Here is a 14,839-nt window from a genome sequence, read left to right as displayed (position 1 = left end):
TACGGGGAGCTGCTCCTCGTACCCCGTTGCCGCGGGGCGTCGGCCCCTTTGTATGCCGTAGGGGCGCTACGCGCGTAGACGGCCCCCGTCCCCAGGAGAGTGCGCCATCAACGCGTCCAGCAGCCCTCCGGCCGGAGCGGCGGTCAACGATTCGGTGACCGCCGTCGAACTCGCCGGGATCACCAAGCGTTTCCCCGGAGTCGTGGCCAACCACGACATCCACCTCAGCGTCCGCAAGGGCACCGTGCACGCCCTCGTCGGCGAGAACGGCGCCGGCAAGTCCACGCTGATGAAGATCCTCTACGGGATGCAGAAGCCGGACGAGGGCACCATCGCCGTCGACGGTCAGCAGGTCAGCTTCTCCTCGCCGGCCGACGCCATCGTCCGCGGCATCGGCATGGTCCACCAGCACTTCATGCTCGCCGACAACCTCACGGTCCTCGAGAACGTGGTCCTCGGCAGCGAGAAGCTCTACGGCATCGGAGCCAGGGCCCGCCGCAAGATCAAGGAGCTCTCCGAGCGCTACGGCCTCGACGTCAAGCCCGACCTCCTCGTCGAGGAACTCGGCGTCGCCGCCCGCCAGCGCGTGGAGATCCTCAAGGTCCTCTACCGCGGCGCCACCACCCTCATCCTCGACGAGCCGACCGCCGTGCTCGTGCCGCAGGAGGTCGACGCGCTCTTCGCGAACCTGCGTGAACTGCGCGCCGAGGGCCTGTCGGTCATCTTCATCTCGCACAAGCTCGGCGAGGTGCTCTCCGTCGCCGACGAGATCACCGTCATCCGCCGCGGCACCACCGTCGGCACGGCCGTCCCCGCCGAGACGACGCCCCGTCAGCTCGCCGAGATGATGGTCGGCAGCGAGCTGCCCACGCCCGAGACGGCCGAGTCCACGGTCACCGACCGCCCCGTCATCAGCGTCGACAAACTGCGCCTCGCGGCCCCCGGCGGCAAGGCCCTCCTCGACGACATCAGCTTCACCATCCACGCGGGCGAGGTCCTCGGCATCGCCGGTGTCGAGGGCAACGGCCAGACCGAACTGGTCGACGCCCTCATCGGCCTGCGGTCCGCCGACAGCGGCACCATCCGGCTCGCCGACGAGGAGATCACCGCCTGGCCCACCCGCAGGCGCCGCGAGCAGGGCATGGGCTACATCCCCGAGGACCGGCACCGCCACGGCCTCCTCCTGGAGTCACCCCTCTGGGAGAACCGCATCCTCGGCCACGTCACGGAGAAGCCCCTCGCCAAGGGCGTCTGGCTGGACCCGAAGGCGGCCCAGGAGGACACCCGCCGGATCGTCACGGAGTACGACGTCCGCACCCCTGGCATCGACGTCACCGCCGCCTCCCTGTCCGGCGGCAACCAGCAGAAGCTGATCGTCGGCCGCGAGATGAGCCACAAGCCGCGCTTCCTCATCGCCGCGCACCCCACCCGGGGCGTGGACGTCGGCGCCCAGGCCGCCATCTGGGACCACATCCGTGACGCCCGCCGCGAAGGCCTGGCCGTGCTGCTGATCTCCGCCGACCTGGACGAGCTGATCGGCCTGTCCGACACGCTGCGCGTGATCTACAACGGCAAGCTGGTCGCGGACGCCGACCCGGCCACCATCACCCCCGAGGAGCTCGGCTCGGCCATGACCGGTGCCGCCACCGGGCACCTCGAGCACGACGAAACCCCCGAGATCTCGAAGGCCGACGCCCCCGAGTCTGGTGAAGACGAGGCCCGCTGATGAAGAAGTTCGACAAGGAGCGCGTGCTCCTCGCGGTGGCCGGACCGGTCATCGCGCTCGCCGTGGCCTTCGTCCTGAGCGCGATCGTGCTGCTCGCGTCGGGCAAGAACCCCGTCGAGCCGTTCGCCCTGATGTTCGAGCAGCTGGGCTTCTCCGACATCCAGGTGCTGATCATCAACCAGGCCTCGATGTACTACATCGCGGCCCTCGCGGTGGCCATCGGCTTCCGGATGAACCTGTTCAACATCGGTGTCGACGGCCAGTACCAGCTCGGCGCCATGATGGCCGCCGTCGTCGGCGCCCACATGAACCTGCCGGCTCCCCTCCAGGTCCCGCTGCTGCTCCTGACCGCCGTCCTCACCGGCGCCTTCTGGTCCGGCATCGCCGGTGTCCTCAAGGTCACCCGCGGCGTCAGCGAGGTCGTCGCCACGATCATGCTCAACGCGATCGCCACCTCCGTGATCGCCTACCTGTGGCTGCCGGACGTCTTCGGTGTGAAGGTCGGCAACAACAACACCACCGGCGAGATGTACGAGTCCGGCTGGATCCCCGGCATCCCCATGGGCGCGGCCGGCGAGATCTACGGCCTGGTGCTGCTCGCCGTCCTGCTCGGCATCGGCTACTGGGTCGTCCTCAACCGCACCCGCTTCGGCTTCGACCTGCGCGCCTCCGGCGCCTCCCAGACCGCCGCCGCGGCCAGCGGCGTCGACCCCAAGCGCATGGTGCTCAGCGCCATGCTGATCTCCGGCGGCATCGCGGGCCTCGCCGGCCTGCCGATCCTGCTCGGCGACACCCACACCTACAGCCTGAACTTCCCCACCGGCATCGGCTTCCTCGGTATCGGCATCGCCCTGCTCGGCCGCAACAGCCCCGTCGGCATCGCCTTCGCCGCCCTGCTGTGGGCCTGGCTCGACAAGGCCTCGCCGGAGCTGGACTTCCACGGCTACGACAAGGAGATCGCGGTCATCATGCAGGGCCTGATCGTGCTCTCGGTCGTCGTCTCCTACGAGGCCGTCCGCGAATGGGGTCTGCGCCGCCAGCAGCGTCGCGTCGGCGCCGAACTCGCCGCCGGACACGTCCTCGGCGCTCAGAACACGAAGGAGGTGGCTGGCCGATGACCACCGCGACCGACGTCAACCAGCCCACGCTGCAGCCCGCGGCGCCGACCGGCCGCCGCCTGTCGTGGCCCGTCCTGCTGCTCATCATCGCCGGAGGCCTGGCGCTCACCTCGATCGTCCGCCTCATCACCGGCGCCGACGGCATCACCAACGTCAGCCAGATGTCCACCGCGCTCCAGCTCGCCGTGCCGATCGGCCTCGCCGGTCTCGGCGGCCTGTGGGCCGAGCGCGCGGGCGTGGTCAACATCGGCCTCGAGGGCATGATGATCCTCGGCACCTGGTTCGGCGCCTGGGCCGGCTTCCAGTGGGGCCCGTGGACCGGTGTCCTGGTCGGCATCCTCGGCGGCGCGATCGGCGGTCTGCTGCACGCCCTCGTGACCGTCACGTTCAACGTCAACCACATCGTCTCCGGTGTGGCCATCAACATCCTCGCCCTCGGCGCCACCCGCTACCTCGCGCCCCTCGCCTTCGAGGGACACACCGGCGGCTCCGCCAAGCAGTCCCCGGCGGTGGACTCGCTCGGCCACTTCACCGTGCCGGGACTGTCCGACGCGCTGCGAGACCTCAACAACCAGGGCTGGTTCTTCCTCTCCGACATCGCCGGCCTGCTCGGCGGCCTGGTCACCAACGTGTCCTGGCTGACCCTGATCGCCATCGCGCTGATCCCCGCCACCTGGTGGATCCTGTGGCGCACCGCGTTCGGCCTGCGGCTGCGCTCCTGCGGCGAGAACCCGGTCGCCGCCGAGTCCCTCGGCGTCAACGTCTACAAGTACAAGTACATCGCCGTCGTCATCTCCGGCGGTCTGGCCGGCCTCGGCGGTGTCTTCCTGTCGACCGTGGCCAACCCCTTCTACCTGGAGGGCCAGGTCAGCGGACGCGGCTTCATCGGCCTCGCGGCGATGATCTTCGGCAACTGGATGCCGGGTGGCCTCGCCCTCGGCGCGGGCCTGTTCGGCTACACCGACAGCCTCAACCTGCGCGGCGGCTCCGCCAACGTCCACGCCCTGCTGCTGCTCGGCGCGCTGCTGCTCATCATCGGCGCCGTCTGGCTGGTCGTCCGCAAGAAGTACGTCCCCGCGATGATCACCGCGGTCGTCGCCGCCCTGGTGTTCGCCTGGTACGCGACCACCGACGAGGTCCCCAACCAGGTCGTCTCCGCCACGCCGTACGTCATCACCCTGGTCGTCCTCGCCCTGTCCGCGCAGCGGCTGCGGATGCCGAGGGCCAACGGCATGCCGTACCGGAAGGGGCAGGGCAAGTGACCGGCACCGGCCCGGACGTCGACTGGGAGAAGCTGCGTGCGGTGGCCCGGGACGCCATGTCCCGGGCGTACGCCCCGTACTCCGGCTACCCGGTCGGCGTGGCGGCCCTGGTCGACGACGGCCGGATCATCTCCGGCTGCAACGTGGAGAACGCCTCGTACGGCCTCGGACTGTGCGCCGAGTGCGGCCTGGTGTCCGAGCTGCACAACACCGGCGGTGGCCGGCTGACGCACTTCACCTGTGTCGACCGCGACGGTGCCACACTCGTCCCGTGCGGCCGCTGCCGCCAGCTGCTCCACGAGTTCGGCGGCCCGGACCTCCTGCTGGAGACCCCGGCGGGGATCCTGTCGCTGTCTCAGATGCTGCCCCAGGCCTTCGGCCCGGACCACCTCACCAAGTAATCCCCGTACGGCCCCCCTGAGTCGCTCACGCGACCGGCTCGGAGGGGCCGTGCGGCTTCTGGAACCCTCGGAAGGAAGCCAAGCCATGGCCATGGACGTCATCTCCGTCATCCGCACCAAGCGGGACCGCGGCGAGCTCAGCGACGCGCAGATCGACTGGGTCATCGACGCGTACACCCGCGGGGAGGTCGCCGACGAGCAGATGTCCGCTCTCGCCATGGCGATCCTGCTGAACGGCATGAACCGCCGCGAGATAGCTCGCTGGACGGCCGCGATGATCGCCTCCGGCGAGCGCATGGACTTCTCGTCCCTGTCCCGCCCGACCGCCGACAAGCACTCCACGGGCGGCGTCGGCGACAAGATCACGCTGCCGCTGGCCCCCCTGGTCGCCGCCTGCGGCGCGGCCGTCCCCCAGCTGTCGGGCCGCGGCCTCGGCCACACCGGCGGCACCCTGGACAAGCTGGAGTCGATCCCCGGCTGGCGCGCCCTGCTCTCGAACGAGGAGATGCTGTCGGTGCTGGACGGCACCGGCGCGGTGATCTGCGCGGCGGGCGACGGCCTGGCCCCCGCCGACAAGAAGCTCTACGCCCTGCGGGACGTCACCGGCACGGTCGAGGCGATCCCGCTGATCGCCTCCTCGATCATGTCGAAGAAGATCGCCGAGGGCACGGGCTCCCTGGTCCTGGACGTGAAGGTCGGCACCGGCGCCTTCATGAAGACGATCGAGGACGCCCGCGAGCTGGCTTCCACCATGGTCGGCCTGGGCACGGACCACGGTGTGAAGACGGTCGCTCTGCTCACGGACATGGCCACGCCCCTCGGCCTGACCGCCGGCAACGCCCTGGAGGTCCGTGAGTCGGTGGAGGTGCTGGCGGGCGGCGGTCCGGCGGACGTGGTCGAGCTGACGATCGCCCTGGCCCGCGAGATGCTCGACGCGGCCGGAGTGAAGGACGCCGACCCGGCCAAGGCCCTGGCCGACGGCTCGGCGATGGACGTCTGGCGGCGCATGATCGCGGCCCAGGGCGGCGACCCGGACGCGGCGCTTCCGGTGGCCCGCGAACAGCACGTGATCAAGGCCCCGGCCTCGGGCGTCCTGACCCGCCTCGACGCCTACGACATCGGCGTCGCGGCCTGGCGCCTCGGCGCGGGCCGCGCCCGCAAGGAGGACCCGGTCCAGGCGGGCGCGGGCGTCGAGATGCACGCCAAGCCCGGCGACCAGGTCACCGAGGGCCAGCCCCTGCTGACCCTCCACACGGACACCCCCGAGCGCTTCGACTACGCCCTCCGGTCGATCGAGGGCTCCTACGACATCGCCGCGCCGGGGACGGACTTCACGGCGTCGCCGGTGGTGCTGGAACGCATCGCCTGACCAGGCGGTTTCCCTTTCGGGCGAACGGGACCGGTGGACCCCCGCCGGTCCCGTTCGGCATGCTGGGACCGGTGACGCATCGATGGGAGACCGCCATGAGCGCACTCACCGTGAGCCGGGCGCTCTGCCTCCTCGTCGACCGCTGGGCTCCCCGGGGGCCGACGGCGACGCTGTACTGGGAGCCGAAGGGCGAGGTGTACCGCGTCCTGAGCGCCGTGAAGTTCGGTGATCCCCTCAAGCTGCCGGACCCGTTCGACGTGACGATCGACACCAGTGAGTTTCCGGTCGACCGACCGTCACCCCAGCACCGCCGCCACCACCACCAGCACCGGCACCGCCAGTACCGTCGACAGCAGGATCGCCTCTCTGGCCAGGACCTCGCCGACCTGGTAGCTGCTCGCGTACGTGAACAGGTTCTGGGCCGCCGGTAGTGCCGACGTCACCACCACGTCGAGCAGGGACGCCCCGTGGAGGCCGAAGACGCCCGCTGCGAGAGCCCAGGCGACCAGCGGCTGGACGACCGCCTTGAGGGCCACGGCGAGGAGGACAGGGGCCCGTTCCGCGCCGCGCAGCGGGAGCGTGCTGCCGCGCAGGGAGATGCCGAAGGCCAGGAGCACGGCCGGCACCGACATGTTGCCGATCAGGGTCAGGGGATCCATCAGAGGTCCCGGCACCGTGACGCCCGACGCCGAGACCGCCACCCCGGCCAGGGAGCCCAGGGCTATCGGATTGCGCAGCGGCGTGAGCAGCCGCTGCCACAGGGGCCGCTTCTCCCCACCGCTCGCCAGGTCCAGGACCGTCAGCGCCACCGGCGTGACCCCGACCAGCTGGAACAGCAGCACCGGTGCGACCAGCGACGCGTCGCCCAGCACGTACACGGCGATCGGGATGCCCAGGTTCCCGGAGTTGACGTAGCTCGAGCACAGCGCGCCGATCGTCGTCCGGCCCACGCCCCAGCCACGCGCCGCACCCACCGCCACGAAGACCCCGGCTGCCGCTGCCGTGCTCAACGCCGTGACCAGCAGCCGGTCGGAGAAGATCACGGACAGGTCGGCCTGCGCGAGGGTCGTGAAGAGCAGCGCCGGGGACGCCACGTGGAAAGCGAGCTTGGTCAGGACCTCGCGCCCGCCTTCGCCGAGATGGCCCCGGCGCCCGATCAGATAGCCGACGCCGATGACGACGGCGATGACCGCGAACCCGCTCAGCACCCCCTGCACGCTGCCTCCCCACCGGTGAGGAGGGCATCGGGCAGCACGGCCGGGGGAGATGGTTGGGGCATACAGCCAACCCTCCGGGGAAGGTGCTGCCCGGGTCAATGTGATCCTTACGGCGCCGACAGGACGGACAGCCGCGATGAGTTACATCCGCCCGCCCGGTCTACCGATCGTGGACGCCATGACACCGCCCGTACTCGTACTGCCCGGCCCCGTCACCCGGGACGAGGTGAGAGGGCTCAGCGACGATGTGCGGGCACTGCTGCACGGCAGCGGTGCCCGGGTCGTGGTGTGCGATGTCGCGGGCCTGGGGCCGCCGGGACTCGCCGCCGTCGACCTGCTGGCGAGGCTCCAGCTGGCCGCCCGGCGGGCCGGGGGCCGGATCCGGCTGCGCGACCCCGACCCGGCCCTACGCGCCCTGCTCGACCTGGTCGGTCTCCGCTTCGAGGTGGAGGGGGAGGTCGAAGAGCGGGAACCAGCGCTGGGTGTCGAGGAAGCAGTGGAACCCGGTGATCCGGCCCTCTGAGATCTCCAGCACCTGGACCGCCCACGGCGTGAAGCCGCCCTTCTCGGGGTCCGGCTTGTACTGGGCGAACCCCGGCAGGCCGTTGACCTGGACGGGCACCAGCCGGGAGCCCGCGCAGGGCGCGCCGAGGGTGGTCATGAAGCCGGTGATGTCCCGCGTGCCGGTCAGCCACAGGTCGAACGGCGGCATCGTCATGACGGCGTCCTCGTGCAGCAGGGCCGTCAGCGCCGTCATGTCGTAGCCCTCGAAGGCCGCCACATAGCGGTCAAGCAGCTTCTGCTGGTCCTCGTCCAGCGGGTCGGCGACGGCCGCGTCGGCGCCCGGCTCCTGCCGCTCGGCCAGGGTCGCGCGGGCCCGCTGCAGGGCGCTGTTCACCGACGCCACCGAGGTGTCCAGCAGCTCGGCGACCTCACTGGCCTTCCAGGCGAGGACCTCGCGCAGGATCAGCACGGCCCGCTGCTTGGCCGGGAGCTGCTGCAGGGCGGCCATGAAGGCGAGCCGCACGGACTCCTTCGCTATCGCCGCCTCGGCCGGGTCCTCGGTCGTGGGCAGCACACGGGCGTCCGGCATGGGCTCCAGCCAGGTGTTGTCCGGGCGGGGGGAGAGAGCTGCCCGGGCGAGCGGGGTGGACTCGGTCAGGTCCATGGGCCGGGCGCGCTTGTTGCCCGCGGTCAGCATGTCCAGGCACACGTTGGTCGCGATGCGGTAGAGCCAGGAGCGCAGACTGGAGCGGCCCTCGAACTTGTCGTAGCTGCGCCAGGCGCGGACCATCGTGTCCTGCACCGCGTCCTCGGCCTCGAAGGAGGAGCCGAGCATCCGGTAGCAGTACCCCGTCAGCTCGGTTCGGTGCGCCTCCAGCCTGATGTCCAGGTCCGTCGATGTCGCCGTGCCGTTCGCCATCTCCACCCACCCCATGTGGACGTTCTGTTCACGCGCCTTTGCGCCCCAGCACTCCGGAAGCTACCGCAGCCCACTGACAACGGCCCCTTGAGCGCACAAAGGCGCAGGTGGGAGCAGGTGATCCAGACCGGCGGCGACAGGCGTGCGGGCCTTCACACGAGCTCCTTGACCGACATGAGCAGATGCCGGTGCTCCCCGGCCTCCGCGCCCGCATCCGCCTCCCCGTCGCCCGGCACGGCGTGCAGCAGCGCCCGCTGCCCCGCCCCGAGCAGTTCCAGCCGTACCCGCGGGCTCTCGAAGGAGGCGAGCGCGTCCAGCAGGTAGGCCGGGTTGAACGCCACCGGCATCTCGTCGGCGCCGCTCAGCGTGGCGGGCAGCCGCTGGGCCGCCACGTCGTCGCCGTAGCCGGCGCGCAGCCGTACGGATCCGCCGGCCGAGAAGTCCAGCCGGACCGGGCTGTTCGCCTCCGCCACCACCGCGACCCGCCGCACCGCCTCCGCGAGGTCCTCGCGCTCCACCTCGGCGACCGCGGCCCCCGCCATGTCGAACAGCGACGTGTACGCCGGCAGCCGCCCGTCCAGCAGCCGCAGCGCGGTCCGCGTCCGCCCGCCCTCGAAGCCGACCAGTCCGCCGCCCCCGCCCGGCTCCCACCCGATCCGCACGTCCCCGCCGCGCCCCAGCGACCGCGCCACGTCCAGCAGCCGCCGCGCGGGCAGCAGCATCTCCACGACCCCGTCACCGGCGGCGGCCTCCGGCTTCCACTCCAGCCGCCGCACCGCGTACCGGTAGCGGTCCGAGGCCGACAAGGTCATCTCGCCGCCGTCGAGGCGCAGTTGTACGCCCGTCAGCAGGGGCAGCGTGTCGTCGCGTCCGGCGGCGACCGCGACCTGGGCGACGGCGGTCGCGAAGGCGGCGGCGTCGACGGTGCCGTAGGGCGCGGGCGGCCCGGGCGGGGACGGGTACTCCGCGAGCGGCAGCGTCGACAGCCCGAAGCGCGTGCCGTCCGCCTCCACGGTGAACCGGGAGGCCTCCAGCACGCAGCCCACCGGCCCGTCCGGCAGCACCCGGCAGACGTCCAGCAGCCGCCGCCCCAGGACGAGCACCCGCCCGGGCGCCGTGACCGCCGCGTCGGCCTCCACCCGGACCGCCGCCTCGAAGTCGAACCCCGTGACGGCCAGCCGTCCCGCGTCCGCCTCCAGCAGCAGCCCGCCCAGCACCGGCACCGGCGTCCGCCCGGGCAGCGCGCGTGCCGCCCGGCCCACGGCGTCGGCGAACTCCGCACGGTCGACCCGGAACTCCATGAAAACTCCCCCTGCTCGGTCCGGTGGTCAGTGGGTGCGGACGGTATCCGCACCCACTGACAACCGGCCCCGACCAGGGGGAGTGGCGTCGATGCTCAGGCAGCCGTGGCCAGTTGCCGGCGCTGCAGGCGTGCCGCCCGGGTCCCGAAGACGGTGATCGTCACGACGCCCAGGACCGCGAGGAGTCCGACCCCGACCGTCCCGGCCCAGCCGCCCGCGTGGAAGGCGATCGCGCCGACCGTGCTGCCCGCGCTGGAGCCGATGTAGTACGCGGACTGGTACAGCGCCGAGGCCTGGGCGCGGCCGTGCGCGGCCGTCTTGCTGACCGCGGAGGAGGCGACCGCGTGGCCCGCGAAGAAGCCGCCCGTGATGAGGACCAGACCCAGCAGGACCAGTGGGAGAGAGCCCGCCAGGGACAGCAGGAGGCCGGCCGCCGTCGTGCCGCCCGCCGCGTACAGCGCGCCCCGGCGGCCCAGCCGCCCGACCAGCCGGCCCGCCGTGGACGCCGACACCGTGCCGACCAGGTACACCAGGAAGACCGAGCCGATGATGCCCTGCGGCAGTGAGAACGGGGCTTCGGTCAGCCGGTAGCCGATGACCGTGTACACGCCGCCGAACACCGTCATGAACAGCGCGCCGATCGCGTACAGCCGGCACAGCAGCGGGTTGGACAGATGGTCGCGGACCGTCCGGCCCAGGACGCGCGGCCGCAGCGAACCGGCCTTGAAGTGCTTCGGGGCGGGCAGCAGCAGCCGGAAGGCCACCGCACACGCCACCGCGATCACCCCGATGACACCGACCGCGATCCGCCAGCCCCACTCCTGTGCGACCCAGCCGGTGATGACCCGGCCGCTCATCCCGCCCACGCTGTTGCCCGCGACGAACAGACCGATCGCCGTGACCAGCGCCTTCGGGCTGACCTCCTCCGCGAGATACGCGGTCGCCGACGCCGGCAGCCCGGCCAGGGCGGCACCCTGCAACGCCCGCAGTGCGATCAGCACACCGAGGGAGGGGGCGAGGGGCACCAGCAGACCGAGCGTGACGGCCACGGCCAGCGACGCGGTCATGACCGCACGGCGTCCGAAGCGCTCCGACAGGGCGCTCATCGGCAGCACGAACAACGCCAGCCCACCCGTCGCGGCGGCCACCGTCCAGCTCGCATCGCTCGCCGCCACCCCGAACTCGCCGGAGATCAGCGGGAGCAGCGCCTGGGTGGAGTACAGCAGTGCGAAGGTCGCGACACCCGCGAGGAAGAGGGCGAAGCTCATCCGGCGGTAGCCGGGGCCGCCCGGGGAGACACGTGAGTCGGCAGCAGGAGCAGAGGCATCGGCGCCCACGACGGTGGACGCCTTGGTACTGGCGGGAGACATGCCTCGAACCTACGGACGCCGTACTCATCCGTCCAATGCACGGAACGGTCATAATCGTTCCCATGGTGCATCAACCGAGCTCACAGCCCCGCCTGTCACCAAGCAGTGACACAGAAGACATGGCAGAGATGTCGAAGGTGCTGGCGCCGCGCCTCGCCTACTTCGCGGGCGTCGCCCGCACCGAGCACGTCACCCGCGCCGCCCAGGAGATGAACGTCCCCCAGTCGACGCTGTCCCGGTCCATGGTTCGCCTGGAGCAGGACCTGGGCGTCGACCTGTTCGCCCGGCACGGTCGCACGGTCTCCCTCACCCCGGCCGGCCGCACCTTCCTCGCCTCCGTCGAACGCGCCCTGGCCGAGGTCGAGCGCGCCGCCGAGGAGGTGCGCGCCGACGCCGACCCGGCCACCGGCAAGGTCGCCTTCGGCTTCCTGCACACCATGGGCGCCGAGACCGTCCCGGGTCTTCTGCACGCCTTCCGCGCCGACCACCCGCGCGTCCGCTTCAGCCTCGTCCAGAACTACGGCGAGGCCATGCTGGAACGCCTTCGCGCCGGGGAGCTCGACCTGTGCCTGACGTCACCGGTGCCGGACGCCCCCGACCTGGTGGCCCGCCGCCTGGACGAGCAGAAGCTGCGCCTGGTCGTCCCCGCCGACCATGCCCTGGCCGGTCGCCGCCGTATCCGCCTCGCCGAGGCGGCGGACGAAACCTTCGTCACCCTGGAACCCGGCTACGGCCTGCGCCGCATCACCGACGACCTCTGCAAGGAGGCCGGCTTCAAGCCACGTATCGCCTTCGAGGGGGAGGAGGCGGAGACCCTGCGGGGCCTGGTGGCGGCGGGCCTGGGTGTGGCCCTCCTGCCCCCACCGGCGGTCCCGCGCCCGGGCGTGGTGGAACTGACGGTCACGGCCCCCCGGGCCGCCCGCGAGATCGGCGTGGCCTGGCTGGAAGGCCACCCGGACACGCCCCCGGTGGCGGCCTTCAAGAAGTTCCTTCTCTCAAGGAGAGGCAGCTTGCTGCCCACCTAGGGGCGCGGGGAGCTGCGCGGCGAGCCACGAACGACCCGCACGGACTCCCTGGCAAGCACGCCAACGGCGCTACCGCCTCGAAGGGCTGAACCCCGCGGCCAGCGGCATCCGCAGCCCCAACGGCGGCGGCGCGGCGAACGCGTCCCGCACGGGCCGCGACACGGCCCGCCCGAACAGCGCCCCCATCACGAAGTCCTGGGCAAGGGCCAGAACTTCGTCCCGGTACTGACTCAACCCGTGTCCGTCCGCGTGTACTTCGAACCGGCACACGTCCCGGTTCGCCTTCTTCGCCCGCGCCGCCAGCCGGAACGACAGCTCGGGGTCCGTCCGCCCGTCGTTCGTGCCGTGCACGATCAGCACCTGGCGTCCGACCAGCTGCTTCACCGGTTCGGGTGGCGCCGCGACGTCCTCCTCCGGCAGCCAAGGGGCGAGCGCCAGCACGGAGTTGACGGCCTCGTGGCCACCCGCCCGCAACCCGGCCCGGCCGCCCATCCCGAGCCCGACGAGGCAGACCGGGACGTCCCCGTAGCGCCGTACGGTCTCGTCGGCCGCCCAGGTCGCGTCCTGCGCGAGATTGGCCTCGCTGCCGTTCCACCCACGGCAGCGGTAGTGCACCACGTGCACGGCGAGACCCTCGTCCCGGCCCGCGCGGGCCAGCCGTCGCCCGAGGCCGCGCACGGAGGCGGTCGCCAGCATGGAAGACGGTCTGCGGCCGGAGACCTCGTCGCCGCCCGGGAGCAGCAGTACCACGCCGCTCACCGCCGTCGGCTCCGGACCGAGTGCCCTGCCCAGCCGGGCCCTGCGAACCGGCGTCGCTTGGTGTGCCATGACAGAACAGTGTCAGAAGCGTGGGTGTACCCGACCCGTCCTTGGGATCACCGTTACGTATCGACGAAAACGCCAAGCATCCGGGAACGCGCCGTCTACGCGCGTAGGAGTTAGAGTGCGGAAATGACGAGCCAGACCATCGCGAACACCCCGACACCGGACCAGATCCGCCGGGCGCCCAAGGTTCTGCTGCACGACCACCTCGACGGCGGTCTGCGCCCCGGCACGATCGTCGAACTCGCCCGCGCCGGCGGCTACTCGCAGCTGCCCGACACCGACCCGGAGAAACTCGGCGTCTGGTTCCGCGAGGCCGCCGACTCCGGTTCCCTGGAACGTTACCTGGAGACGTTCTCCCACACCGTCGGCGTCATGCAGACCCGCGACGCCCTGGTCCGGGTCGCCGCCGAGTGCGCCGAGGACCTGGCCGCGGACGGCGTCGTCTACGCAGAGGTGCGCTACGCCCCCGAGCAGCACCTGGAGGGCGGCCTCAGCCTCGAAGAGGTCGTCGAGGCCGTCAACGAGGGCTTCCGGGAAGGCGAGCGGCGCGCCCGGGAGAGCGGACTGCGCATCCGCGTCGGCGCGCTGCTCACCGCCATGCGGCACGCGGCCCGCGCCCTGGAGATCGCCGAACTCGCCAATCGTCACCGCGACCTGGGTGTCGTCGGCTTCGACATCGCCGGCGCCGAGGCCGGCTACCCGCCCACCCGGCACCTCGACGCCTTCGAGTACCTCAAGCGCGAGAACAACCACTTCACCATCCACGCCGGCGAGGCCTTCGGGCTGCCCTCCATCTGGCAGGCCCTGCAGTGGTGCGGCGCCGACCGGCTCGGGCACGGCGTACGGATCATCGACGACATCCAGGTCCACGAGGACGGCCGGGTCGAACTCGGGCGGCTCGCCTCCTACGTCCGGGACAAGCGCATCCCGCTGGAGCTGTGCCCGAGCTCCAACCTCCAGACCGGAGCGGCCGCCTCGTACGCCGAGCACCCCATCGGGCTGCTGCGCCGCCTGCACTTCCGCGCCACGGTCAACACGGACAACCGCCTGATGTCCCACACCAGCATGAGCCGGGAATTCGAGCACATCGTCGAGGCATTCGGATACACGCTCGACGACATGCAGTGGTTCTCCGTCAATGCGATGAAATCAGCATTCATTCCTTTCGATGAACGGCTGGCCATGATCAATGACGTGATCAAGCCCGGATATGCCGAGCTGAAATCCGAATGGCTGTTCCGTCAGACCGCTTCCACCAGCGGTTCTGACACCTCGGAGGGCTGATCGGGGATATGCCGCGCACAGCGAGTGCGGACGGTGTTCACCATCCGTCCGCATTTCGATGTTTGCGGCGGACGGGGCCGCGTGAATACGGTCGCTGAACCGCTCACACCCGTCATCCCGTTACGAGGACGCATTTCATGAAGCAGTCTGCTGCCAAGACCCTCGGTGTCGCCGCTCTCGGTGCCGCCTTCGCCGCCGCCGGAGCGGGCTCCGCCAACGCCGCCCCGGCCCTCCCGGACACCGCCCAGGCGCTGGAGACCGTCACCGCGGCGCTCCCCGCGGAGCAGCTCTCCCAGACGCTGCCGGCGGGCTCGGGTGAGGCGGTGGGCCAGGGGCAGACCTTGGCCGGTACCGGTCTCGCCGCCGCCCAGCCGGTCGCCGGGCAGCTGCTCGCCCAGGGCCCGACCGGCCCGGCCGCCAAGCTGCTCGGCGGGCTCCCGACGCAGGGCCTGCCGGTGAACGGCGTGCCGGTCGTCTGACCCTCCCCGCCGAGGCGGACACACACGCCGATGGGGCGC

At 71.5% G+C, this 14,839-nt stretch carries 14 protein-coding genes and 1 pseudogene; 10 read left to right on the top strand and 5 right to left on the bottom strand.

All coding sequences use genetic code 11. The features are described 5' to 3' along the window. Nucleotides 1–154: 154 nt before the first annotated feature. The 6 genes and pseudogenes from IO24_RS0106580 to IO24_RS46210 all read left to right on the top strand — a co-directional run. Nucleotides 155–1,726, top strand: coding sequence for an ABC transporter ATP-binding protein (locus IO24_RS0106580; RefSeq protein ID WP_031132844.1), 1,572 nt, complete (start codon nucleotides 155–157; stop codon nucleotides 1,724–1,726). After that, complete coding sequence (locus IO24_RS0106575; RefSeq protein WP_031132842.1) at nucleotides 1,726–2,844, top strand: ABC transporter permease; 1,119 nt, start codon at nucleotides 1,726–1,728, stop codon at nucleotides 2,842–2,844. Before IO24_RS0106580 ends, IO24_RS0106575 begins: the two co-directional genes overlap by 1 nt. Further along, the gene (locus tag IO24_RS0106570) at nucleotides 2,841–4,106 is read left to right on the top strand and encodes an ABC transporter permease (RefSeq protein ID WP_031132840.1); all 1,266 of its coding nucleotides are present in this window, start codon (nucleotides 2,841–2,843) and stop codon (nucleotides 4,104–4,106) included. Before IO24_RS0106575 ends, IO24_RS0106570 begins: the two co-directional genes overlap by 4 nt. Then, complete coding sequence (locus IO24_RS0106565) at nucleotides 4,103–4,507, top strand: cytidine deaminase (RefSeq protein ID WP_031132839.1); 405 nt, start codon at nucleotides 4,103–4,105, stop codon at nucleotides 4,505–4,507. Before IO24_RS0106570 ends, IO24_RS0106565 begins: the two co-directional genes overlap by 4 nt. Nucleotides 4,508–4,592: 85 nt before the next feature. Next, complete coding sequence (locus tag IO24_RS0106560) at nucleotides 4,593–5,876, top strand: thymidine phosphorylase (protein ID WP_031132837.1); 1,284 nt, start codon at nucleotides 4,593–4,595, stop codon at nucleotides 5,874–5,876. Between the two features lie 122 nt (nucleotides 5,877–5,998). After that, a pseudogene (locus IO24_RS46210) lies at nucleotides 5,999–6,160 on the top strand (Uma2 family endonuclease); the annotation flags it as partial. A gap of 12 nt (nucleotides 6,161–6,172) precedes the next feature. Here IO24_RS46210 and IO24_RS0106555 read toward each other — a convergent pair. Continuing rightward, nucleotides 6,173–7,093 (bottom strand): AEC family transporter, encoded by a 921-nt coding sequence (locus IO24_RS0106555; RefSeq protein ID WP_031132835.1) that lies wholly within the window; start codon nucleotides 7,091–7,093, stop codon nucleotides 6,173–6,175. 136 nt (nucleotides 7,094–7,229) lie between these two features. Between IO24_RS0106555 and IO24_RS42725 the strand changes: the two genes are divergently transcribed. Continuing rightward, nucleotides 7,230–7,616: an STAS domain-containing protein gene (locus IO24_RS42725; protein WP_157851237.1), complete on the top strand. Its 387-nt coding sequence runs from the start codon at nucleotides 7,230–7,232 to the stop codon at nucleotides 7,614–7,616. Here the strand turns inward: IO24_RS42725 and IO24_RS0106550 are convergent. From IO24_RS0106550 to IO24_RS0106540, 3 genes are all read right to left on the bottom strand, one after another. After that, the gene (locus IO24_RS0106550; protein WP_031132833.1) at nucleotides 7,500–8,516 is read right to left on the bottom strand and encodes a sigma-70 family RNA polymerase sigma factor; all 1,017 of its coding nucleotides are present in this window, start codon (nucleotides 8,514–8,516) and stop codon (nucleotides 7,500–7,502) included. The two genes, IO24_RS42725 and IO24_RS0106550, sit on opposite strands and share 117 nt — an antisense overlap. A gap of 152 nt (nucleotides 8,517–8,668) precedes the next feature. Continuing rightward, nucleotides 8,669–9,817: a DNA polymerase III subunit beta gene (gene dnaN / locus IO24_RS0106545; RefSeq protein WP_031132831.1), complete on the bottom strand. Its 1,149-nt coding sequence runs from the start codon at nucleotides 9,815–9,817 to the stop codon at nucleotides 8,669–8,671. Nucleotides 9,818–9,912: 95 nt separating this feature from the next. Further along, nucleotides 9,913–11,187 carry an MFS transporter gene (locus IO24_RS0106540; protein WP_031132829.1) on the bottom strand — a complete coding sequence of 425 codons (1,275 nt, stop codon included), beginning with the start codon at nucleotides 11,185–11,187 and terminating at the stop codon, nucleotides 9,913–9,915. Between the two features lie 62 nt (nucleotides 11,188–11,249). Between IO24_RS0106540 and IO24_RS0106535 the strand changes: the two genes are divergently transcribed. Then, complete coding sequence (locus tag IO24_RS0106535; RefSeq protein ID WP_031132827.1) at nucleotides 11,250–12,212, top strand: LysR family transcriptional regulator; 963 nt, start codon at nucleotides 11,250–11,252, stop codon at nucleotides 12,210–12,212. Between the two features lie 69 nt (nucleotides 12,213–12,281). Here the strand turns inward: IO24_RS0106535 and IO24_RS0106530 are convergent, their stop codons facing one another. Next, the gene (locus tag IO24_RS0106530; RefSeq protein ID WP_031132825.1) at nucleotides 12,282–13,040 is read right to left on the bottom strand and encodes an alpha/beta hydrolase; all 759 of its coding nucleotides are present in this window, start codon (nucleotides 13,038–13,040) and stop codon (nucleotides 12,282–12,284) included. 123 nt (nucleotides 13,041–13,163) lie between these two features. Here IO24_RS0106530 and IO24_RS0106525 point away from each other — a divergent pair, with 123 nt between their 5' ends. Both IO24_RS0106525 and IO24_RS0106520 read left to right on the top strand, forming a co-directional pair. Then, nucleotides 13,164–14,321 (top strand): adenosine deaminase, encoded by a 1,158-nt coding sequence (locus IO24_RS0106525; RefSeq protein ID WP_031132822.1) that lies wholly within the window; start codon nucleotides 13,164–13,166, stop codon nucleotides 14,319–14,321. A 137-nt stretch (nucleotides 14,322–14,458) separates the two neighbouring features. Beyond that, nucleotides 14,459–14,800: a hypothetical protein gene (locus IO24_RS0106520; protein WP_031132821.1), complete on the top strand. Its 342-nt coding sequence runs from the start codon at nucleotides 14,459–14,461 to the stop codon at nucleotides 14,798–14,800. Nucleotides 14,801–14,839: the final 39 nt, after the last annotated feature.

Origin of the sequence: Streptomyces flavovariabilis (assembly GCF_000725785.1) — a bacterium.
Lineage (GTDB): Bacteria > Actinomycetota > Actinomycetes > Streptomycetales > Streptomycetaceae > Streptomyces > Streptomyces hawaiiensis.
Note: the sequence above shows the minus strand (reverse complement) of the source record. Positions and strands in the feature narration are given on the sequence as shown.